19 protein-coding genes and 1 pseudogene are annotated in these 22133 nt (G+C 45.3%); 15 read left to right on the top strand and 5 right to left on the bottom strand.

Annotated elements, in window-relative coordinates; all coding sequences use genetic code 11:
• Positions 1-198: 198 nt before the first annotated feature.
• Entirely contained in the window at positions 199-561 is a 363-nt protein-coding gene (locus HMPREF1139_RS00145; RefSeq protein WP_009649345.1) for a DUF488 domain-containing protein, read from the bottom strand.
• A 53-nt stretch (positions 562-614) separates the two neighbouring features.
• Between HMPREF1139_RS00145 and HMPREF1139_RS00140 the strand changes: the two genes are divergently transcribed.
• Positions 615-947, top strand: coding sequence for a hypothetical protein (locus HMPREF1139_RS00140; protein WP_009649278.1), 333 nt, complete (start codon positions 615-617; stop codon positions 945-947).
• A gap of 60 nt (positions 948-1007) precedes the next feature.
• Entirely contained in the window at positions 1008-1937 is a 930-nt protein-coding gene (locus tag HMPREF1139_RS00135; RefSeq protein WP_009649289.1) for a ribose-phosphate pyrophosphokinase, read from the top strand.
• 472 nt (positions 1938-2409) lie between these two features.
• On the opposite strand, the gene HMPREF1139_RS00130 is transcribed toward HMPREF1139_RS00135, so the two are convergent.
• Positions 2410-2826, bottom strand: a complete 417-nt coding sequence (locus HMPREF1139_RS00130; protein ID WP_009649294.1) for an Rrf2 family transcriptional regulator — start codon at positions 2824-2826, stop codon at positions 2410-2412.
• A gap of 93 nt (positions 2827-2919) precedes the next feature.
• Positions 2920-3558 carry an NAD(P)-dependent oxidoreductase gene (locus HMPREF1139_RS00125; RefSeq protein WP_009649318.1) on the bottom strand — a complete coding sequence of 213 codons (639 nt, stop codon included), beginning with the start codon at positions 3556-3558 and terminating at the stop codon, positions 2920-2922.
• A 582-nt stretch (positions 3559-4140) separates the two neighbouring features.
• Between HMPREF1139_RS00125 and HMPREF1139_RS00120 the strand changes: the two genes are divergently transcribed.
• The 3 genes from HMPREF1139_RS00120 to HMPREF1139_RS00110 all read left to right on the top strand — a co-directional run bounded on the left by HMPREF1139_RS00120 (position 4141) and on the right by HMPREF1139_RS00110 (position 8329).
• Positions 4141-4887 (top strand): ABC transporter six-transmembrane domain-containing protein, encoded by a 747-nt coding sequence (locus HMPREF1139_RS00120; RefSeq protein ID WP_009649326.1) that lies wholly within the window; start codon positions 4141-4143, stop codon positions 4885-4887.
• Positions 4888-5621: 734 nt separating this feature from the next.
• Positions 5622-6710 (top strand): cation diffusion facilitator family transporter, encoded by a 1089-nt coding sequence (locus HMPREF1139_RS00115; RefSeq protein ID WP_009649362.1) that lies wholly within the window; start codon positions 5622-5624, stop codon positions 6708-6710.
• 797 nt (positions 6711-7507) lie between these two features.
• A complete protein-coding gene (locus HMPREF1139_RS00110; protein ID WP_009649308.1) occupies positions 7508-8329 on the top strand; it encodes a DUF364 domain-containing protein in 822 nt (273 codons plus the stop codon).
• A gap of 368 nt (positions 8330-8697) precedes the next feature.
• Here the strand turns inward: HMPREF1139_RS00110 and HMPREF1139_RS11800 are convergent, their stop codons facing one another.
• Together HMPREF1139_RS11800 and HMPREF1139_RS11795 are read right to left on the bottom strand one after the other, a co-directional pair.
• Entirely contained in the window at positions 8698-9762 is a 1065-nt protein-coding gene (locus HMPREF1139_RS11800) for a restriction endonuclease subunit S (RefSeq protein WP_232209580.1), read from the bottom strand.
• A gap of 84 nt (positions 9763-9846) precedes the next feature.
• Positions 9847-11862, bottom strand: a pseudogene (locus tag HMPREF1139_RS11795) (HsdM family class I SAM-dependent methyltransferase); the annotation flags it as partial.
• Positions 11863-11992: 130 nt separating this feature from the next.
• Here HMPREF1139_RS11795 and lepA point away from each other — a divergent pair.
• The 10 genes from lepA to HMPREF1139_RS00055 all read left to right on the top strand — a co-directional run bounded on the left by lepA (position 11993) and on the right by HMPREF1139_RS00055 (position 21831).
• Complete coding sequence (gene lepA / locus HMPREF1139_RS00100) at positions 11993-13783, top strand: translation elongation factor 4 (RefSeq protein ID WP_009649354.1); 1791 nt, start codon at positions 11993-11995, stop codon at positions 13781-13783.
• A gap of 30 nt (positions 13784-13813) precedes the next feature.
• Positions 13814-14044 carry a 2-hydroxymuconate tautomerase family protein gene (locus HMPREF1139_RS00095; RefSeq protein ID WP_009649347.1) on the top strand — a complete coding sequence of 77 codons (231 nt, stop codon included), beginning with the start codon at positions 13814-13816 and terminating at the stop codon, positions 14042-14044.
• The gene (locus HMPREF1139_RS00090) at positions 14038-14748 is read left to right on the top strand and encodes a hypothetical protein (RefSeq protein WP_009649311.1); all 711 of its coding nucleotides are present in this window, start codon (positions 14038-14040) and stop codon (positions 14746-14748) included. The genes HMPREF1139_RS00095 and HMPREF1139_RS00090 overlap by 7 nt, the downstream gene beginning before the upstream one ends.
• 9 nt (positions 14749-14757) lie before the next feature.
• On the top strand, positions 14758-15318 hold the full coding sequence (locus HMPREF1139_RS00085; RefSeq protein WP_009649312.1) for a YajG family lipoprotein: 561 nt from the start codon (positions 14758-14760) through the stop codon (positions 15316-15318).
• On the top strand, positions 15318-15887 hold the full coding sequence (locus HMPREF1139_RS00080; protein WP_009649306.1) for a ComF family protein: 570 nt from the start codon (positions 15318-15320) through the stop codon (positions 15885-15887). Before HMPREF1139_RS00085 ends, HMPREF1139_RS00080 begins: the two co-directional genes overlap by 1 nt.
• 65 nt (positions 15888-15952) lie before the next feature.
• Positions 15953-18589: a DNA gyrase subunit A gene (gyrA, locus tag HMPREF1139_RS00075; RefSeq protein ID WP_009649338.1), complete on the top strand. Its 2637-nt coding sequence runs from the start codon at positions 15953-15955 to the stop codon at positions 18587-18589.
• A 38-nt stretch (positions 18590-18627) separates the two neighbouring features.
• Positions 18628-19128 (top strand): LPP20 family lipoprotein, encoded by a 501-nt coding sequence (locus tag HMPREF1139_RS00070; protein WP_009649273.1) that lies wholly within the window; start codon positions 18628-18630, stop codon positions 19126-19128.
• Positions 19104-19511 carry a hypothetical protein gene (locus HMPREF1139_RS00065; protein ID WP_169754103.1) on the top strand — a complete coding sequence of 136 codons (408 nt, stop codon included), beginning with the start codon at positions 19104-19106 and terminating at the stop codon, positions 19509-19511. The genes HMPREF1139_RS00070 and HMPREF1139_RS00065 overlap by 25 nt, the downstream gene beginning before the upstream one ends.
• On the top strand, positions 19508-20809 hold the full coding sequence (locus tag HMPREF1139_RS00060) for a sigma-54-dependent transcriptional regulator (RefSeq protein WP_009649299.1): 1302 nt from the start codon (positions 19508-19510) through the stop codon (positions 20807-20809). The genes HMPREF1139_RS00065 and HMPREF1139_RS00060 overlap by 4 nt, the downstream gene beginning before the upstream one ends.
• Complete coding sequence (locus HMPREF1139_RS00055) at positions 20806-21831, top strand: aspartate-semialdehyde dehydrogenase (protein ID WP_009649307.1); 1026 nt, start codon at positions 20806-20808, stop codon at positions 21829-21831. The genes HMPREF1139_RS00060 and HMPREF1139_RS00055 overlap by 4 nt, the downstream gene beginning before the upstream one ends.
• The last annotated feature ends 302 nt before the right edge of the window (positions 21832-22133 follow it).

Below are 22133 nucleotides of genomic sequence, written 5' to 3'. Positions count from 1 at the left end.
GAGGAAAGTCGCAAGACTGACCGCCAAAATCGTGCTATATGTTCGGCACTTTGTGGAGCGAGTAAGATTTGCGAAGCATTCGTTTAAGAGTATTTAAAATAAAGCTAATTCTTAAAATCCTAAATTCTCCAGCGAAGTAAAATTTTATAAAGCGATTGGTTTTTGGCCAAATGATTTGACCCATGCCAAGAGAGCCGTTTATTTGCCTTTTAGCGCCTGCAAGATCACTTTGACATGGCTTAGCTCTGGCTCTTTTACGGCCGTGAGTAAAGCGACGTTTTTGTGCTTTGTTTCCAGATCTTTTAAAATTTTAAGCCCCTTTTGCGCCTCCTCGCCTTGAAGCTCACGTCTAAATTTAGCACAAAATTCCTCAAACCTGCCCTCTTTATCGAAGTGAAACCATGCTCTAAGCTCGTTTGACGGAGTGACGCTTTTTAGCCACAAAAACTGCTCGAAGATTTCCTTCCTCACGCCTCTTGGATAGAGTCTATCCACAAAGACACCTTCAAAATCGCTCTCACCCGACTTTATGAAGTCGTAAATTCTTATTACTTTAAACATGCAGGAATTTTAGCCAAATTTTAGTAAAATGACGAAAATTTTAAAGGAAAACGATGAGACAAAACGTTGGCTGCGCTAAATTTGTAAAAGATTTTAAAAACGGAACGATAACCTCGACTTGGGCGGTTTACGCGGGAGTAGTCGTAGTCGGGGGCGTCGCTAAAGGCGAAGGAACGGCAAGCGATAGCTTTTTTGGCGAATACGACTGGGACATGGTGGATGATTTTGGCAACGAGACGAAATGGAGGATGTTTATCGAGGAGGAAAACGGCAGGGCTTTGGTGACATGCTATGACAAGGACGGGGCGCTAAAGACAAAAGGTGTCGGTGTCATCGAGGGTGACGTGATGTTTGTGGGCTGGAGCGAGTGGGAAGAGGAGCTTTAAATTTAAAATTTAGCTCATTTTGCTAAAATTACTCATCAAATCAAGCTAAAGGTTTTCAAGATGAGAGGCTATAAAATTTTCTCGGGAACGGCTAATATCGAGCTTTCGAGGAAAATTTCTCAATATCTCTCGCTACCGCTGAGCGAGGCAAATATAAAGCGCTTCAGCGATGGCGAGATAAATATCCAAGTGGGCGAGAGCGTGCGCGGCAAGGACGTTTTCGTGATCCAGCCGACCTGTGCGCCGGCAAATATAAATTTAATGGAGCTTTTGATCCTGACCGACGCGCTCAAGCGAAGCTCGGCAAGCTCTATAACCGCGATAGTGCCGTATTTTGGCTATGCCAGACAGGATAGAAAGGCCGCCCCTCGCGTGCCGATCACTGCAAAGCTCGTAGCTAACATGATGCAAACTGCCGGTATCGATCGTGTCGTCACTATGGACCTACACGCCGGACAGATACAGGGATTTTTCGACATCCCGGTCGATAATCTCTACGGAAGTATCGTTTTTAACGAGTATGTTAGGACTAAAAGCCTGCCAAACCCGATAGTAGCGAGCCCGGATGTAGGCGGCGTCGCACGCGCCAGAGCACTTGCTAAAAATCTGAATTTAGACATGGTCATCGTCGATAAACGCCGTGAAAAAGCCAACGAAAGCGAAGTGATGAACATCATAGGTGACGTAAGCGGTAAAGACGTGATACTAGTAGACGATATGATAGATACGGCAGGCACGATAGTCAAGGCCGCTGAGGTTTTCAAAGAGCGCGGAGCTACCAGCGTGATGGCCTTTTGCACGCATCCGGTGCTAAGTGGGCCTGCGTATGAGCGCCTAAAAATGGGCTTTTTAGACGAGCTCGTTGTGACCGATACGATACCGCTTAAAGAAAATTTAGACTGCATAAAAGTGATAAGCGTCGCGCCGCTCTTTGGCGAAGTCATCAGGCGCGTTTATCACAACGAGAGTGTAAATAGCTTATTTAATTGATTATTACTACTACGAACATCGGTAGTTTATTTTGGCTACCGATGATAAATTTTGAAATTTTATGGTTCTGTTAAAATATTTCATTCATTTTCAGCTTTTAAAACGAAGTCAAACCTTGTGAAGCGACGCTATCACCGCCGATTTTTGCTTCACGCTACGCGTTCGCAACGAGACTTCGCTACGAGGACAGGGAAGCGGTAGCTGACTGCGTAAATCGTGCTATATGTTCGGCTACTCGCCCCCGCACAAACGCTGTTCGCGTCTGTGCTAGGTTGCTCCTGGATTGAGCAAGGTTTTTGCTTCACTTCGTTCGCAACTGCAAAGCAGAAGCGAAGCAAGTATCAATGATTTATTATAACAGAGTCAATTTTCTTAAATTTGCTTGGCTTTGCAAGACGCGAAAGATGGCGAGCGTAGACACGGACGAGAAATTTATAGCGCGATCTTTCGCTATTTATAAAAAGGGCTAAATTTAGGCCTTCAGCTCGTCTAAAAGATCTTGTAGATTTACCTTGCCAAGCTCTTTTTGCATCGCATTTTGAGCGCTTAGAAAATGAGAATTCAGTAAATTTTCTATCTTACCGCCAAGAGGACAGGCCGCGGGCGATTTGGCATGGATTTTAAATAGATTTTTCTCATCGTCGCTGACTGCCTGATAGACGTCAAAGAGCGTGATCTGTCCCGGCTTTTTGGCTAAATTTACTCCGCCCACGCCGGCTCTTACCTCAAGTAACCCCGCCTTTTTCAAAAGCTGCGTGAGCTTTCTTATTATGACCGGGTTTGTTCCCACGCTGCTTGCGATGAACTCGCTAGTCACCTTCTCGTCTTTAAAAAATTCCGCCGATAATAATATATGGATCGATACCGAAAATTTTGTCCCTACCTGCACTTTGTCCTCTAAATTTTATGAAATCCTCTTATTTTAGCCAAAATTTACTTTTGATTGCGTCCGCCTCATCTCGGACAAGGCGGCACGATGGATTTACGCCCTTTCACCCACGGCGGTGAGGCACTTTTGCACGTGTTTTGCGTTTTTTAGCTCGTCAATGATAGCTACCGCAAGGTCTGCATAGCTGATGTAGCTCTCATCTGCGCTATTTACGATGAGCTCGTCACTACCGGCGGTGTATTTGCCCGTCCTTGCTCCGTTTGCGTCGTAGTCGGCCGCTGGCGAAACATACGTCCAAAGCACGTCTTTTCGCTCTTTTAGCTCATAAAACGACGCCGCGCATGCCCGCGCCACACCGACGTAATCAGCCGGAAAATCAGGCGCATCCATGAGCATTAGCGTGCGCTCTTTATTTACATAAAGCGTGCCCGCTCCACCCACGATGAATAGCCTAGTTTTCGTGCCGCTAAGTGCATCTGCAAGATGCTTGGTGTGCTTTGCGTGAAGTGGGAAAGTCTCAGGCGTCCAAACCGCAAACGCGCTGATAACCGCGTCAAAGCCTGCCAGATCCGCACTCGTAAGCTCGAAAACGTCTTTATAGATGACTTTTGCTTTATCGTTTTTGTAAGCCTTGTTTCGCACGATAGCTGTTACTTCGTGTCCGTTTTTTAGGGCTTCTGCGACTAAATTTGCTCCGCTCTTGCCGTTTGCACCGATGATCGCTACTTTCATTTTATGTCCTTTTGGATAAATTTCAAAATTTTACAACCAAAGCCGTTTATAACGGATTTTCAAAAGTTGTAATCAATTTTGTTACGGCGCATTATATCAGACATTTGTTGTAATGTCAAGAGTTACAGCAAGAAATTAAATCCTGCTGCGAAGTAGCAACGAATTTGAGTATGCAGTGTGCGAATACTTATGATAGGGAGAATACGGACAGTATTCAAGTAAAACAGCGTTTGCGATGAGTGTGAGAAATGACAAGGGCGAAAGGAGCGATATAGGTATGATGGTCGCATTCTCCTGCGAATAGAACCTTTTCTGCCTCTTGACAAGAATAGGCACAATGGGGAACGAGCATAGAAGTAATACCAAACAGTATTTGCTATGCAAGCGAAAGTGGCAAAGGTGGAAAGGGCTACAAGAACGCCGTCCGCGCTTGCCCGCAAGTAGAACCTTGTTCGTCTTTTTTATAGATTTAGAATTTTACTTTAATAAAAATAAAATTTACAAACCCCAATCCCCCTCAAATTTGACAAAAACATAATTTTCGCTACAATCGCCCCAAAAAACCAAAATCTAGGAGAAATTTTGCAGCAAAATGCCTTTAAAACGCTAAAACTTATCGCCAAAGAAAACGCCAAAAAGCTCATTTTCACATTTAGCCTCGTACTGGCCGAAAACGCGCTGTTTCTGATGTATCCGATATTTGCGGGCTTTGCGATAAATTCGCTAATCGCCGGCGAGCGCGTAAAAGCCCTCGTCTATGCTCTTGTGGTGCTTTTTATGTGGTTTGTCGGCGCGGTGAGGCGGCGCATCGATACGCAGGTCTTTACGAGCATCTACGCCAAGATCGCCGTAAATGTCATCCTAAACGAGAAGCAAAATCAAAAAGACGACTCCACCATCATCGCTCGCGTCGCACTTTCACGCGAATTTGTCAATTTTTTCGAGTCACATTTCCCGATGTTTTTCACGACGGTCGTCTCGATCATCGGCTCGGCGTTTATGTTGCTTTTCATCGAGCTAAAAGTCGCGTTCGCGTGCGTCCTCGTGATGGTCGTTTTCGCACTCGTGCTGCCTAGATACGTTCGCCGCAACGACTACCTTTACCTTCGCTTAAACGACCGCCTCGAAAAGGAAGCCGCCGCCATAAATTTAGGCAAATTTAGCACGCTAAAACGCCACTACGACATCGTTTCACGCCTGCGCGTAGCGATCTCAAACCGCGAGGCGATGAGCTACTTTATCATCGGCGTCTCGGCGGCGTTTTTGACGATAGATATAGGCGGTAAGGACAGCGCGGGGCACATCTACTCGGTAGTCACGTATCTGTAGAGCTTCGCGATCAGTCTGGACGACAGAGCTTCGCGATCAGTCTGGACGACTCGCCGCGCCTCATTGAAGAGTTTTCAAATTTAAAAGACATCGGCAAACGCATAAATGCGGCAAGCAAGGAGTAAATTTAAGCTAAATTTGGCTCAAATTTCAGTATGCGAGGGGCTAAATTTGCAAATTTAGCCATCTGCTATTTTGCTGACTTTTTGTGCTTTTAACTTTTTTGAATTGACTTTTGTTTAAAACCTATCGCAAAGCGGCAGCAACCTTGAACGTGCAGTGTGGGGGAGTGAGCATAGAAGTAAATACGAGCAGTATTTACGATGCGAGTGAGTAGTGGCAAGTGAGGAAGGGGCTACTCGAATGCTGTCCGCATTCTCCCGCAAGTAGAACACCTGTCCGCCCCTTGAAAATACTAGTGTAATGTGGATGAACGAGCGGTGGTGAAAGGAAGGGGTTACTCGAATACTGGTCATCGCTAGCTTAAATTTACCCGATGTCAAATTTATCGGAAATTTAATCGACAATCAAATACCCATTTGGCTATAATGCCTATCAAATTTACATAGGTCAAATTTGAAATTTGACAATGTACGGCACTTGCAAACGTGCTAAATTTAAACAGATTTGCCATCTTGCACCAGCTAGCCACGCTGCGAAAATCGTGCAGCACGGACTTTACGGTGGGCATGTAAAATAATTTTCCAAGCATCGAGCGCAAATAAAGGATAAAAATGCTAGACGAACGTACGCTGCATGGCTGCGACGACCATACCTTGAGCGAGCACGCACAGGGCGAATGTGACTGCAATAAAAACGACAATGAAAAACACGTGCATAATGGGCAAGGCTGCAACAAATATAATCACGAAGCGCACAGCCACGGTACTCACGCTCACTCGCACTCGGCAAATAAAACCACACTGCGAAATTCGTTTTTGATCATCTTTGGCTTCATGCTCGTTGAGATCGTGGGCGGACTGGTCACAAACTCCCTCGCGCTGCTCTCGGACGCCGGGCATATGTTTTCAGATGCCGCCGCACTCGCGCTTTCGCTGTTTGCGTTTAAATTTGGCGAGAAAAAGGGCACGCTGCAAAATACTTTCGGCTACAAGCGCATCGAAATTTTAGCCGCGGCGATAAACGGCATCGCGCTCATCGCCATCGCCGTCCTCGTCGTCATCGAGGCGATCCGCCGCCTGCAAAACCCGCCCGAAGTGGCAAGCCTAGGCATGCTGGTTATCAGCGCGGTGGGGCTTGCGGTAAATATCGTCGTCGCACTTTATATGGCGCGCGGGGCGGACACGAGAGAAAACGTGAATATGCGGGGCGCATATCTGCACGTGCTGGGCGACGCTCTGGGCTCTGTGGGCGCGATCGTGGCGGCGATACTCATCATGAGCTTTGGCTGGGGCTGGGCGGACGCTGTGGCTAGCGTGCTCGTGTCGCTACTCATCGCAAAGAGCGGATACGGCGTGCTAAAAGCCACCTTTCACATCCTAATGGAGGGCGCGCCCGCAAACGTCGATACGAGCGAAATTTTAGCGGCTATTGGCGGGACGGCGGGCGTGAGATCAACGCACGATCTGCACGTTTGGAGTATCACAAGCGGCGTAAATGCACTCTCGGCGCACGTCGTGATCGAGGGCGACATGAGCGTGAGCGCGGCGCAAGAGGTGACGCACGAGATAGAGCGCAAGCTAGCCCGCCTTGGTATCGCTCATGTCACGATACAGATCGAAACCGGAGCACACGGGCACGCCGACGAGCTCATCTGCGAGATAAAAGGCGGCGAGGCTGGACATCTGGGGCACAGTCATTAAAATCGTAAATTTAGGGTATGTTTTAAAAAGTTTTGATTTTTTAAATTTAATAAGGTGTCAAAAGCGATATTGCTTAGAATTTAAATCTACTAAAACAGGGCAAAAAACGTTGCAGCGCCGTAAGGCACGAATGCAACCCCTTAGGCGTGCAGTGGGGAAGGTGGGTGACGCTTCGCAAGTAGAACACCCGTCCGCCCCTTAAAAGGCAAGAGCGTAATAGAATGAGCGAGCGCGTTTGCAGACACGGACAGTGTCTGCTGTGCGAGCAAAAAAACAGCAAAGGCAGAATGGGGCTACTCGAATGCTGTCCGCATTCTCCCGTAAGTAGAACCCCCTTCCTTCCCTTAAAAAATAAATGCAGCGTGGGTGAGTGCGATAACAAACGGGAGCACTCGGACAGCGTGCGATTAGCTTCTGCACGGGAGCGAGTAGCCGAACGTGCAACACGATTTTTCTACTTCACGCTACTACTGGGGCGCTGGTCGTGCTTTTCCTCTCCGAGACGCTTTGGCAACGTCACGCAACTGCTTCTTGAAAAGGGAGAATACGAGCAGTATTCAAGTAGCGAAGTGAAGCAGAGCAGAATGTTGCGAACACGCGGCGTGAAGTAAAAATTGATGGCAATAAACTCGCTAACAAGGTTTTACAGGAATGACATTCCCCTGCTTTGGAAACTTAAAATCAATGAAATATTTTAACAGAGCTTAAATTTAGTAAAATTTTACTTTGCAAATTTTAAAATTCAAGAAATCAATGCCTTTTCAAACAGAGCTAAATTTAAACAAAACGGAGAAACAATGAGTAAAATTTTAGAACAAACATTGGGGCAAATTTATGAAATTTTAGGCAGCGAGATAGAAAATCTAAGCGTAGAGCGCGTGGTTTTCGGGCTATTTTTCACGGGTGTGAAGCTAAGTAATGGCATCGCAGGCGTGAGCTACACGCCGCTAAAATCCCTTGGCTCGGCCGTGTGCTGCCCCTCTCAGGCGGATAAGATGCCCCTTTCTGGCAGGCTCGTGGGTAAAAATGTGAAATATTTCTTACAAGACATCCACAGCGACAAATCCCTAAAAAAGACGCTTGCCATAGCCGTCATAAACGCGCTCTCGCAAACCTGCCTGCAAAAAAATCCAAATCTACACGAGCTTGAATTTGACACCGATCCTTTCGATAAGCTTGACATCAAGGCGGACTCTTTTAGCGTGATCGTGGGCGCGCTCGTACCATACATAAAATTTATGATGAAAAACGGCAGAGATTTTAGGATATTGGAGCTTGATAAGAGCGTTTTGAAGCCTGATGAGCTTAAATTTTACCTACCGGCGCAGGCCGCCAGCGAGGTCGTGTCAAAAGCTGATAATCTCATAATCACGGGCACGACGCTCATAAATGACACGCTTGAAAATTTGCTCGCGATGAAAAAGACGGACGCAAATGTCGTGGTCGTAGGGCCGACCGTGTCGATGCTGCCAAAGGCGATGTTTGATAGAGGCGTGAGCTACGCAGGCGGCGTTTATGTGAGGGATGCTGACGCGCTGCTTGACATCATCGCCGAGGCTGGCTCGGGGTATCATTTTTTCGGTAAATTTGCAAATAAAATCACGATAAGCGCGAAATGAGGCTAAAATTTATTTTGCTTTTTATAAAGCCTAAATATCCATCTAGCCTTATATTGTAGCCATTTTTATGTATGGTCAAAATTTCTACACACGTGATATAGGGTGACATAAGCTTAACGCAGTTGCAAGGTATAATACGCGAGTAAAGCACAAGCTAGCGCCTTGGCATCACTCGCGTCACGATATAGATCGAAACGGGGCGCACGGGCACACCTTCTGCGAGACAAAAGGCGACGGGGCTGGGTATGGTCATTAAATTTAGCTCAAATTTTGACCTAAATCCCACCACACTTTTAGTCTAAATTTAAAAACGAATTAAAGTTAAATTTGGGAATTTGGAAAGCGAGCCTACATTTTGAAGTTATATACTAAATTTGAGTTATTGCTTCTTTGGTCACTATTATCCTTTTATCCGCCCAAAGCACGACGTCTTTAATCACTAGCTTTTGAACGGCACTTATAAAATCGCTCATAAATTCATAGTCGATTTCGCCATCATCTTTTGTAGGGAGTTTTAAAGTATCACTTTGAATCTTTGCATTACTTATACTGTCTCCCCAAGAGTATTTATGTTTTAATGATTTTTCGACACAAGCAACAAAGAACAACTGATTAAGTCTAGTTCTTTTTGATTTATCTTTGAAATATAAAATTAGATTGTGGCTATCATTGGAGTAAAAATCTTTTTCTTGATATGTAACAACAAATGTTTTACCACCGATAAATACACAATTTCCAACATCAAGATATTTTGTATCGTAGCTAATATGAGAACTAACTGCATTATTTGCACGACTAGCCGATAAATAAGGGGTATCTCCACTGTTTGGTATTATATCTTTTGACAATATATTTGAAGAATTTTTAATATCAAATAAATCTACTATTTTAAATTCACGTGCTACCCCCCCCCATTTGTCAAATTCATTAAATTTAGCTAGGGCGTCTTTTTCATTTTTGGTTAATTTATAGTCTTTTAGCCCCGTTACCCTAAGATACGCTTCGAGTTCCTCGACGAAGCTTTGCATAAATGCAAAGCTTATTTTGCCTCCTAATGTTGGCAAAAGGATTTTTACTTCGTTTAAAATTTTAACTTCAAAAGAGCTACTGCCCCAAGCAAAATTTGCAAATCCACGCTTCATTACACTAATAATATAAAGAGCCAAGTGGCTATTTAGGTCAAAATTTAACGGTTTAAAAATTTTGATTTTATCACCTGTAAAATATTTTTCTTTTTGGAAAAACATAGTCGCAGTATCTTGCCCAAAGCTTATCGTATTTTCATCACTTAGATATTGTGTATTTTCTGTTATATAACCACGAACTCCATTATTTTTATCGCCACGTGCTACATAAGGATATTTGCCACCAAATTGAATTTTATTTGCATCAAATTTCTTTTTTGGCGTTTGAATATCAAAAATATCCCCCACTCTAAATTTCCTAAACTCCCCACCACTTTCTTTAAATTCCCTTTCAAGCTTTTCTATCCTTAAATTTACTCCGTTGTTACGGGGATTTTCCTTTTTAAGGATTTGGGATACTTCCCAGCTTAGGTAATCACTCACGCTCTTTTTAAAATCCGCCAACGTAGGCATAGTATCAATCGGAGCGGTTTTGTTCCAGTCTGCACCATTAGCGGGGTCAATGGTGGTTTCATAATACTCTTTTTTGCTAAAAAATTTAAGCTTTGAGCTTCCAAAACGGACTAAATTTACAAGCTCGTCATACCTTGCTTTGGCGTTATTCGTATCTTTTAGGTTATTGCTTGCTTTTTTACGATTTGAGCGAGTGTAGCCGTCATTTGAGAAGTCGATAAATTTGAGGATCTCGTCTTTTTCGTCTTTTTCGCCGACTTTAAAAACATAGATATAAGTTTGAACGCTTGATTTGCCCATAAAAAGGTCAATTGGCATTTTTATGCTAGCTATTAGCGTGTTTTTGGTTAAAATTTCTTTGTTGATCTCTTTTGCCTTACCGCTACCGCTTGATCCTTGTATGATGATAACTGCATAGCCACTACTCATCATTTCAAGTGCAGCTTTGACAAAGACCATACCATTACCCTCTGCTGAATATGGCGGATTTAGCACAAAGGCATTTGCAGGAAATTTTCTATTCAATGAGCCAAAGCCATATTCGCCGTCAAAGTCATTAAGCGAGTTTTTGTTTAGGATATTTGAGCTACCATCGCCCATCATTATCATATTTAAAACAGCTAACATATAAACAGACGAGAGAATTTCAAGTCCTAAAAGCTGATGAGCCTTGATGTGAGCTTCCTTTTTGGCTAGCTCATCGGGTGAATTTATACTATTTTTAGCATCATTCAGCATCTCATTCATAGCAGCGACTAAAAGCCCAGCCGAACCAGTCGCAAAGTCCCAAACGTAGCTATCCTTATTAACACGAGCCAAACGAACCAAAAGCGTAGCGACGTATGAAGGCGTAAGCACAACGTCATTTAGCTTATCTTGTGTAAAGCCAAGCCACGAATACATCTCGTTAAAAAGCTTACCTGTAAAATCGGTCGTAAGTCCTATCTTATAATAAATCCCAAGGTCATCGACTATCTTGCTAAACACCCTTTTTAGCTGTGTTTGTCAATCGGTGATTTTATTTATATTTTCGGTCAGTATTGTGTTTGAAAGCGTGCGAATGATGAGTTCTTTTTTCTCGGTCGGAATATTTTTCTCATTTAAAAACGCTCTTATCTTTCGCATTAAAATTTCACCATCAGTATTGCCTTGCTCGGGAGATGATTTAAGCTGTGATTTTTCAAGTGGCGAAACCTTACCTGGTATGCCAAGAGTGGCGATGATAGAGGCTGCTACTAGATATACGCGGTCATTTTCGCCTAAGCCTTTTTCGTTGTTGTAGATGTCATTATTTAGCTTTACTAGGCTTGCATCTATCTCGCGTTCTCTTTTTTGTTTTATCTTTTCTAGCTCGTCGGGGGTTAAATTTAAATTTTTAAGTTGCTTTGTAAAGTTATCAAAATTTGATTTTTTCAAAAATGAAAGGTCGTTAAATTCGCCCACCTTTCGCTCTGTGCCTAAATTTGACTTTGAAACGTAATAAACGCCGATTTGGGTTTGAATTTTGCCCTTGCTATCCTTGTGTCCTGTGATGCCAATAGCGATGATGTCAGTGTAGCTGGTGTGATGAAGCAAGGCATTTGCGTAATGCACCGCACCATTTACGGCGTAAGCATTGATATTTTTAAAATTTGGCTCGTTTTTAGAGGTTTGATTTGCGACATTGCCGTCATTATCAAGCTCTTCAAGCTTATCTTTATAGCCTTTGTATTCTATCAAAACAGGATAATAGTCTAAACCGCTGTCTTGCAAAAGTAGCTTTGCGTCAGGGCGATTGCCGCCACTACCGCCATTTTTGCTGTAATATTCATTTAAGGCGTTGTCAATCTCGGAATTTAGAGGTTCTTGTTCTAGTTTGTAGTCTAATTTGTATGATTTTAGTTCTTGATTTATTAGGTCTGCTACGATTGGTTCTACACTCTTTGCATTTGCCATACTATGCCTTTAAATTTGATAAAAAAGTTTGCTATTTTAGCCAAATTTCACTTAATATTTAAAGCGTGTTTATGCAGATTTTAAATCAAATTTAGGCAAAATAAAAAGCAAAATTTAGCTTAGGAACTCTATGAAAAATATCAGAAATTTTAGCATCATCGCTCACATCGACCATGGCAAATCCACTCTGGCGGATCGTCTCATCCAAGAGTGCGGCGCAGTCAGCAGCCGCGAGATGAGTAGTCAGATAATGGACACGATGGATATCGAAAAAGAGCGCGGCATCACGATCAAAGCCCAGTCCGTACGCCTAAACTACGCACTCGGCGGCGAAAATTTCGTCCTAAATTTGATCGACACTCCGGGGCATGTGGATTTTAGCTACGAGGTCAGCCGTAGCCTGGCTAGCTGCGAGGGCGCGCTGCTTGTCGTGGATGCCAGCCAAGGTGTGGAGGCACAAACGATCGCAAACGTCTATATCGCGCTTGAAAACAACCTCGAAATCATCCCCGTCATCAATAAAATCGACCTTCCAGCCGCAGACCCCCAGCGCGTCAAAGACGAGATCGAGCACGTCATCGGGCTTGATTGTAGCGGCGCGATCGAGGTCAGCGCGAAAACGGGCGCGGGCATAAACGAGCTGCTCGAAGCCATCGTTAGGCGCGTGCCAGCCCCCGACGCGAACGACGCCCTGCCTACAAAGGCACTCATTTATGATAGCTGGTTTGACAACTACCTTGGCGCGCTCGCTCTCGTGCGGATTTACGACGGCGAGATAAAGAAAAACGACGAAGTGCTCGTCATGGGCACGAACAAAAAGCACATCGTGCTAGACCTCATGTATCCTCACCCCATCGCGCCGATAAAGACCGCTCGTATCGGTGCTGGCGAGGTTGGTATCATCGTGCTGGGGCTAAAAAACGTGAGTGACGTGCAAGTAGGCGACACGATCACGCTGGCTAAAAACCCGACAAAAGAGCCCGTGGGCGGGTTTGAGCGGGCAAAGCCGTTTGTATTTGCGGGCATTTATCCGATCGAAACGGATAAATTTGAAGACCTGCGCGACGCACTGGATAAACTAAAACTAAACGACAGCTCGATTAGCTACGAGCCAGAGACCTCGATCGCGCTGGGATTTGGCTTTCGCGTGGGCTTTTTGGGTCTACTTCACATGGAGGTCATCAAGGAGCGTTTGGAGCGTGAATTTGACCTTGACCTCATCGCCACAGCTCCGACCGTGACCTACGAGGTCGTGCAAACGGACGGGCAAATTTTACGTATCCAAAACCCAAGCCAGCTGCCCGCGGTCAATAAAATCGAAATGATAAAAGAGCCCTACGTGCGCTCGACCATCATCACGCCGACCGAGTTTTTAGGCAACATCATCACGCTTTTAAACAACCGCCGCGGCGTGCAGACGAAGATGGACTACATCACGCCTGAGCGCGTCTTGCTCGAATACGACATCCCGATGAACGAGATCGTCATGGACTTTTATGACAAGCTAAAAAGCTCGACCAAGGGCTACGCGAGTTTTGACTATGAGCCAAGCGACTACCGCGAGGGGGATCTAGTAAAGCTTGACATCAAGGTCGCCGGCGAGACCGTCGATGCACTCTCGATCATCGTGCCCGAGTCAAAGGCGCAAACCAAGGGGCGAGATTTCGTCAAGGCGATGAAAGAGATCGTGCCGCGCCAGCTCTTTGAAGTGGCGATACAAGCGAGCATCGGTAATAAAATCATCGCCCGTGAGACTGTCAAATCGATGGGTAAAAACGTCACGGCAAAGTGCTACGGCGGCGACATCACGCGCAAACGCAAGCTACTAGAAAAGCAAAAAGAGGGCAAAAAGCGTATGAAAGCCATCGGCAAGGTAAATTTACCGCAAGAGGCGTTTTTGAGCGTATTAAAGATCGATTAAGCTTTGGGTGCTAAATTTTAAAGGATGGATATGCCATTTGTAAATATAAGGATCACTAAAGAAAACGGCGAGCCTACGCGCGAGCAAAAGGAGCGCTTGATAGATGGCGTGACGCAGCTGCTTGCCGATGTGCTTGGTAAAAACAAGGCCAGCACGGTCGTCATCATCGATGAGATAGACACCGATAACTACGGGCTTGGCGGCAAGACGATAACAAATGTGAGAAAGCTAGCCAAAGAGCAAAAGGAGCTTAAATGTTAAATTTTAAAGCTATTTTTATCGCGCTGATTGCGGCGTTCATGCTTGCCGGATGCGCGTCTAGGTATTGTGGCTCGTGCGGCGCAGCGGGTGCTGATATAGACGGTCAAAGCAAGATGTATTTTGAAGAGGTCATGCGCGTACCGGCTGATTGCAGTGCATGCGAGGGCTCGGGAGACGGCGTTTTCATAAACGGCGTGAAATATAAAAGCGATGTAGCCATAAACTGCTGCTTGGAAAAAAATATGATAGACATAAACATCGGGCTAAAAAAGGTCTATCTACACCGCATAGTCGATGCCAGAGAGAACGCGAGATCGATTTATTACACGAAAAAGGACGGCTCGGGGATGGTATTTAGCTCAAATCCGCGCCTTGAAGTGCTGCTTTATCTATTTTTGGAAAAAGAGCTCAGCTCCAGGGGCATGGTCGTGGTTGATACGCAAACCTCGCCTTATACGTATAGACTTGATTTTAGCTTTGACTATCTTCGCGGAAACTACAACCAAAACGGCGAAACGCTAAATGGCAGACTAAATGGCAGACTACGCCTCTCAAATATAAATTTCAACAAGCAAATCAACATCGCCACAAGGCATCATGTCGAGAAGTTAGAGGCCGACAGGTCGGATCAGTTTGACTTTTTTATCGCACTTTTGGTAAAGCAAGCGGCGATAAAAATAGCCGATGAAATTTCAAAACTATAAGGAAACGATATGAAAAATTTAAAATTTTTAGCGGTTTTTGGGCTTTTTGCATTTATCTTGGCAGGCTGCGCGCCTTCTCAAAGCGTGGTAGCGCTGGATCCTTATAAGGCGACTTCGGCCGGGGCAAACAAAAGCGGCCTTGAGGTCTATATCTCAAACGTTCATGACAACCGCAAAAACAAAAGCACGGTAGCTACGATAACCGACGGAAAGGGTAGTGTAAAAGAGTATGTCATGCTGCAAAACGACCTTGCGGGCTGGTTTAAAGAAGCGCTCACGACGCAGCTAGTCTCAAACGGCGTAAATGTCGGCTCTATGGGCGGGCTAGTGGTCGAGGTTTTCATAAACGAATTTGATGCGAATATGAGCGGATATAAAAGCGACAATACCCGCGGCAATATCAAGATAACGCTAAAGATCACCAAGGGCGATCAAAATATCGTGAAAAATATCTCGAATAACCAAACGAAATTTGAGCTCATTCGCACGGGCAGCGCCTTTAAGCCGTTTCTTAAGGACATGATAGACGACGCCGTCAAACGCACGGCAGCCGCGATAATAAATAGCTGATGCGTTGCGCATTTTGCGGCGCATTTGCTATCGCTACGTTTTGTAAAATTTGCTCTCAAATTTTAGCCGACCCCGTTATCCGCTGTCGTGAGGTCGGCGAGTTTAAAATTTACAGCTTCTATGACTACTCGGAGATCAAAAATTTGATCCACTCCAAGCATCAAATGCACGGGCTTTTCGTCTATAAAAACCTCGCAAATTTCAGCATTGCTAAATTTAGCCGAAATTTTAAATTTAGCTCACCTATAAACATCGTGCCTATCGACGATAAGATAACGCATGGCTACTCTCACACGGCGATCTTGGCGCGTGCGGCAAAGAGCAAAACCCTGCACCCGATCTACCGAGTCTTGCAAGCTGGCTCAAACGTCAGTTACAGCGGCAAAGATCTGAAATTTCGTCAAAGTCACCCTAGGGATTTTAAAATTTTAAAGCGTCCAAAATTCCCCGTTATTTTGGTCGATGATATCGTAACTACGGGCACGACGATACTTGAAGCCAAAGCCACGCTAGAAAATTCAGGTATAGATGTGCTTTGCGCGATAGTTTTGGCGGATGCCAGATATTAAAGCTATTTAGCAAGTTTTTATCAAATTTTGGCTAAAATCGCCTTTAGTTATTTTTAAGGATACAAATGGAAGAGAATATTTTAAATTTAAACCAAGATATCAAGGTCGTGGATATCGAGGACTCGATAAAAAGTAGCTATCTTGACTACTCGATGAGCGTCATAATCGGACGTGCGTTGCCGGATGCCAGAGATGGCTTAAAGCCGGTTCATAGGCGAATTTTATACGCGATGAACGATCTTGGCGTGGGTTCACGCAGTCCTTATAAAAAGTCCGCTCGTATCGTAGGTGATGTCATCGGTAAGTATCACCCGCACGGCGATACGGCAGTCTATGACGCTCTTGTGCGTATGGCGCAAAGCTTTTCCATGCGTTATCCGACGGTAGACGGTCAAGGAAACTTCGGCTCGATCGACGGTGATAGCGCTGCGGCAATGCGTTATACTGAGGCTAGGATGACGATACTTGCCGAGGAGCTTTTACGAGATATCGATAAAGACACGGTCGATTTCGTACCAAACTATGACGACAGCACGCTTGAGCCGGACGTCCTGCCAAGCCGTGTGCCGAATTTACTTTTAAACGGCTCTAGCGGTATCGCTGTCGGTATGGCGACAAACGTCCCGCCTCATAGCCTGGACGAGCTGATAGACGGGCTTTTGCTACTTCTTGATAACAAAAACGCCAGTCTAGAAGAGATCATGCAGTATATAAAAGGGCCTGACTTTCCGACCGGCGGCATCATCTTTGGCAAAAAGGGCATCATCGAGGCTTACCGCACCGGTCGCGGTCGCGTCAAGGTGCGAGCTAAAACTCACATAGAAAAAAAGCCGAACAAAGACATAATCGTGATCGACGAGCTGCCGTATCAGACGAACAAAGCCCGCCTCATAGAGCAGATCGCCGAGCTCGTAAAAGAAAAACAGATCGAGGGTATCAGCGAAGTGCGCGACGAGTCCGACCGTGAAGGCATCCGCGTAGTCATCGAGCTAAAACGCGACGCGATGAGCGACATCGTGCTAAATAATCTCTTTAAATCGACTACGATGGAAAGCACATTTGGCGTCATAATGCTGGCTATCGACAATAAAGAGCCTAAAATTTTCACTCTCATTGAGCTGCTTAAGCTGTTTTTAAATCACAGAAAAACCGTCATCATCAGAAAAACGATATTTGACCTTGAAAAGGCGCGTGCCAGGGCGCATATCTTGGAAGGTTTAAAGATCGCGTTAGATAACATCGACGAGGTCATCGAGCTTATTAGAAAAAGTGCCGATACGCCTAGCGCTCGTGATGGATTGATGGAGAAATTCGGGCTTTCCGAGCTGCAGTCAAACGCTATTTTGGATATGAGACTAAGCAAGCTGACGGGGCTTGAGCGCGAGAAACTTGACAACGAACTAAAAGAGCTCTTGGCTGAAATTTCAAGGCTTGATGAAATTTTAAAGAGCGAAACGCTACTTGAAAATCTAATAAAAGATGAGCTGCTCGAGATAAAGAGTAAATTTAAAGTGCCGCGTCTTACTGAGATAGTCGATGACTACGATGATATCGACATTGAGGATCTGATACCAAACGAAAATATGGTCGTTACGATCACGCACCGCGGCTACATCAAACGCGTGCCAAGCAAACAATACGAAAAGCAAAAACGCGGTGGTAAGGGCAAGGTCGCTGTGACGACATATGATGATGATTTTATCGAGAGCTTTTTCACGTCAAATACGCACGATACGCTGATGTTCGTGACCGACCGCGGGCAGCTATACTGGCTCAAAGTTTACAAGATCCCGGAAGGCAGCCGCACGGCAAAGGGCAAAGCGGTGGTAAATTTAGTCCAGTTGCAGCCTGAAGAGAAGATAAAAGCGATCATCCCGACGACTGATTTTGCGCAGAACAAATCGCTTGCATTTTTCACCAAAAACGGCATCGTGAAACGAACGAATCTAAGCGAATTCAAAAATATCCGCTCGATCGGCGTGCGCGCTATCAGTCTAGATGAAAACGACGAGCTGGTGACCGCCCTCATAGTAGAACACGGCGATGATGGCATGCAGCCTGAAAATTTAATAGACGAACTTGGCGTGGAGACGGAGATCAACGAAATCGAGACTATCGAGAGCGAGATAGACGAGCAAAGCGACGAAAACGGCGATAGCACAGACGAGACTGGCAGTGACGATACGGATGAGAAGATGCTATTCATTGTTACAAAAAAGGGAATGTGCCTTAAATTCAAGCTCAGTAAAGTCCGCCAAATGGGACGCACAGCTCGCGGCGTGACAGGTATCAAATTTAAAGAAAAGGGCGATGAGGTCGTGGGAGCCGCCGTCATCGAGAGTAACGCTCAAGAAATTTTGAGTATCTCTCAAAAAGGTATCGGCAAGCGAACGACGGCTGAAGAGTATCGTCTCACAAATCGCGGCGGCAAGGGTGTCATCTGCATGAAGCTAACTACCCGCACGGGAGAGCTCATCGGTGTCGTCATGGTCGATGACGAGATGGATCTGATGGCTCTGACTTCAAGCGGCAAGATGATACGCGTGGATATGCAAAGTATCCGTAAGGCCGGACGCAACACTAGCGGCGTCATCGTCGTAAATGTAGACGGCGACGATGTCGTGAGTATCGCAAGATGTCCTAAGGCTGAAAACGATGGGGACGAGGTAGAAGAGAGCGAAGATAACGGGCTTTTGGAATAAATTTTGCTTTAAAATTTTCTAAATTTAAAGGTTGGATCATGAGAGTTAAAATTTTACTTGTCAGTATTTTGTTAGGCGCTTTTAGCGGATGCTCGTGGAATGGCTTTATGGGTGACGCGACCACTACTGCCAACCGCGATGTAGTCATACAAAAGGTCGACAAAGACGACCTTAGAGAGGTCATGAAAAAAGAAAAGATGATATATAACAGCGCACCCGAAGAGACTACGTTTAGAGCTGTTGGCGAGGGTATAGCGCCGATGAATTCGGTCTCTTACGCGCAGTCGGTCACTCTAGCCAAGCGCGCGGCGATGGCTGATGCGTATTCGCAGCTTGCCGGCAAGCTTTATGGCGTCAAGATCAACGCCGAGGACACCGTACGCGACGCGATGCTAAACGACTCGTCCATCACATCTAAAGTGCAAGGGCTCGTCAAAAATGCGACTATCGTGAGCGAGAGCTTTAAAGACGGGCTTTATAGGGTCAATATGGAGCTTAGGATCGACCAAGAAAAGTGGCGCGAAGTCTTTTCATACTAACGATTTTTATAAATTTGGCATTTGGCTCGCAGGAATTTATATTTTGGGCCGATGTCAATACAAAAAACAATATCATTTCCTCCGAGCAGATCGCATTTTCAAAGGCGATGGTCATCACTAAAAGCCCAAAGGTAAATTTCTTGTGCGAGATAGACGCGATCAAGGACGAAAACACGAGCGAGATAGCCTTTTTAAACCTCAACAAAGATAAAATTTTCGACTGCTTCGCGCTGCAAAAAGTAAGCGCAAAAGGCGAATTTAAAAGGCGTAACGATCATATTACACAAACCTCGAATTTTAAAATTTTCCCGATACGTTTTACAATAAAATTTAAGCCAAAATCGGCTATTATTGGCGTATTTAAGAGCGAGGAGGGCAGATGAACATAGTTATCGTCGAAGACGATATAAATATGCGAAAGTCCCTTGAGATCGCGCTTGGTGAATATGACGAGCTAAAAATCAAAAGCTATAAGAGCGCGGTAGAGGCTCTAAAAAAAATGAGTGGGGATACCGACGTCATAATCACTGATATAAACATGCCTCAAATGGACGGACTCGAGTTCATCAAGCGACTTGACGGGAAATTCGACGTCATCATAATGACCGGCAACGCCACGCTAAACAAAGCCATCGAGAGCGTGCGCCTTGGTGTGAAGGACTTCCTGACAAAGCCTTTTGACAACGAAACTCTTTACGAGGCGATAAAAAGAGTTGGAATTTTAAAGAAAAAAACGGCTGTAAATTTAGCCAAGCCGGTCAAAAAGCAGTGTGAAAGCGGCGATTTCATAGCGACGTCTGCGGCCTTACAAAGAGCGCTTGACATAGCCAGTAAGGCTGCAAAGACCGATGCTAGCGTGATGTTGATGGGAGAAAGCGGCGTAGGCAAGGAGCTGTTTGCAAATTTCATACACAAAAACTCAAAACGCGCAAATATGCCTTTTGTCGCGCTAAATATGGCTGCGATACCTGAAAATCTCATCGAAAGCGAGCTCTTTGGCTTTGAAAAAGGAGCTTTTACAGACGCGCAAGCAGCCAAGAAGGGGCAGTTTGAGCTAGCAGACGGCGGGACGCTATTTTTAGACGAGATCGGTGAGATGCCGCTAAATTTACAGCCAAAGCTGCTGCGAGCCCTACAAGAGCGCGAGATCACACGGCTAGGGGCAACCAAAAGCACAAAAATAGACGTTCGCATAATCTGCGCAACAAATGCAAATTTAGCAGTCCTGATAAAAGAGGGTAAATTTAGAGAGGATCTATTTTACCGCTTAAACACGATCCCTGTGCTGATCCCACCACTTCGTGAACGCAAGGACGAGATCGTGCCGATAGCAGAGGAAATTTTAGCCAAAAGCTGCGAAGAATACGGCTTTGAAGCAAAATTTTTCTCAAAAGAGGCGATGAGAGAGCTTATCGGCTATGATTTTCCCGGCAACATAAGGGAGCTCATATCAGTCGTTCAAAGAGCGGCGATATTAAGCGAGAGTAGCGAGATCTTACCGGGAGATCTGTTTTTAGAGGGAAGAAAGGTGAAGCGGACCGATGAGATCAAAAAGGAGCTGATCCGCGATGTTTTAAAAAGCGTGAACGGCGAGCTCAAAGAGGCGTGCGAGATACTGAATTTAAACGAGAAAAGCTTGAAAGAAAAGATCAAACAATACGGATTAAAGGATCACGAATGAGAAAATTTAACGTTGCGGTCGTCGGTGCGACAGGAGCTGTGGGCGAGGAGATATTTAATGTCCTGGCCGAGGTAGATTTCCCGGTGGGCGAGGTTTTGCCGCTTGCCAGTGCCAAAAGTGCGGGAAGCAAGATAGAATTTAAAGGCAAAAACTACAAGGTCGTGGAGCTTACCGAGAGCGTATTTGACGAGCATGAGGTCGACATCGCGTTTTTTAGCGCGGGCGGGTCGGTGTCGGCTAAATTTGCCCCTTTAGCGGCCGCCAGCGGTGCAGTCGTGATCGATAACACCAGTCACTTTCGTATGGACGCGGACATCCCGCTGGTCGTGCCCGAGTGCAACCCGGAGGACATCAAGCTCTGGAAAAACCGCGGTATCATCGCAAATCCAAACTGCTCGACCATCCAAATGGTGCAAATACTTAAGCCGCTTGATGACGCGTATGGTATCAACCGCGTCGATGTGAGCACCTATCAAGCTGCAAGCGGAGCTGGCAAAGAGGGCATGGAGGAGCTTGTCGTGCAGCTGCAAAAGTTTTTCGAGTTTAAGCTAGACGAGTGCGAGCCAAAGGTATTTGCGCACCGCCTAGCGCTAAATGTGATCCCTCATATCGATGTATTTTTGGATAACGACTACACCAAAGAAGAGATGAAAATGGTCAATGAGACGCAAAAGATCCTTCATAAAAATATGGAAGTGAGTGCGACTTGCGTGCGTGTGCCCGTGCTTCGCAGCCACTCGGAGGCCATCACGATACACTTTGACCGCGATGTCGATGCCGCTGCGGCGCGTGAAATTTTACGCAAAGCCCCGAGCATAGTCGTAGTCGATGAGCCTGCAAATAAAAAATATCCGATGCCTATCATCTCAAGCGATACGAACGAGACCTACGTCGGACGCATCCGCCGCGACAACTACCGCCACAATGTGCTTCATCTATGGTGCAGCGCAGACCAGATCCGTGTGGGTGCGGCGACAAATGCCGTAAGGATCGCGCAAAAATGGATCGAAGGGCAAGAGTGAGATAAATTTGACGTAAAAATACCTAAATTTAGCCTTGATTTGGTTAAATTTAGGCTTTAGATTTTGGAGCGAATTTAAATTAAATTGACTTCATTTTAAAGGGCATTGCTTTACTAAATTTGTAAAAATTTACAGCCTTGCGAAGGGGCGTTATTTTGTTTTGCTATGCTTATTGCTTTTGCAAATAGATTGATACACCGCTCGTATTTTTCTTTGGCTCTGTTAAAATATTTTATTGACTTTCATATTTCAAAGCGAAGTCAAATCTTGTGAAGCGACGCTATCACCGCCGATTTTCAGAG

Source organism: Campylobacter sp. FOBRC14, assembly GCF_000287855.1.
GTDB lineage: Bacteria > Campylobacterota > Campylobacteria > Campylobacterales > Campylobacteraceae > Campylobacter_A > Campylobacter_A curvus.
The sequence above is the reverse complement of the archived record's forward strand: the minus strand, read 5'-3'. Positions and strand labels throughout refer to the sequence as shown.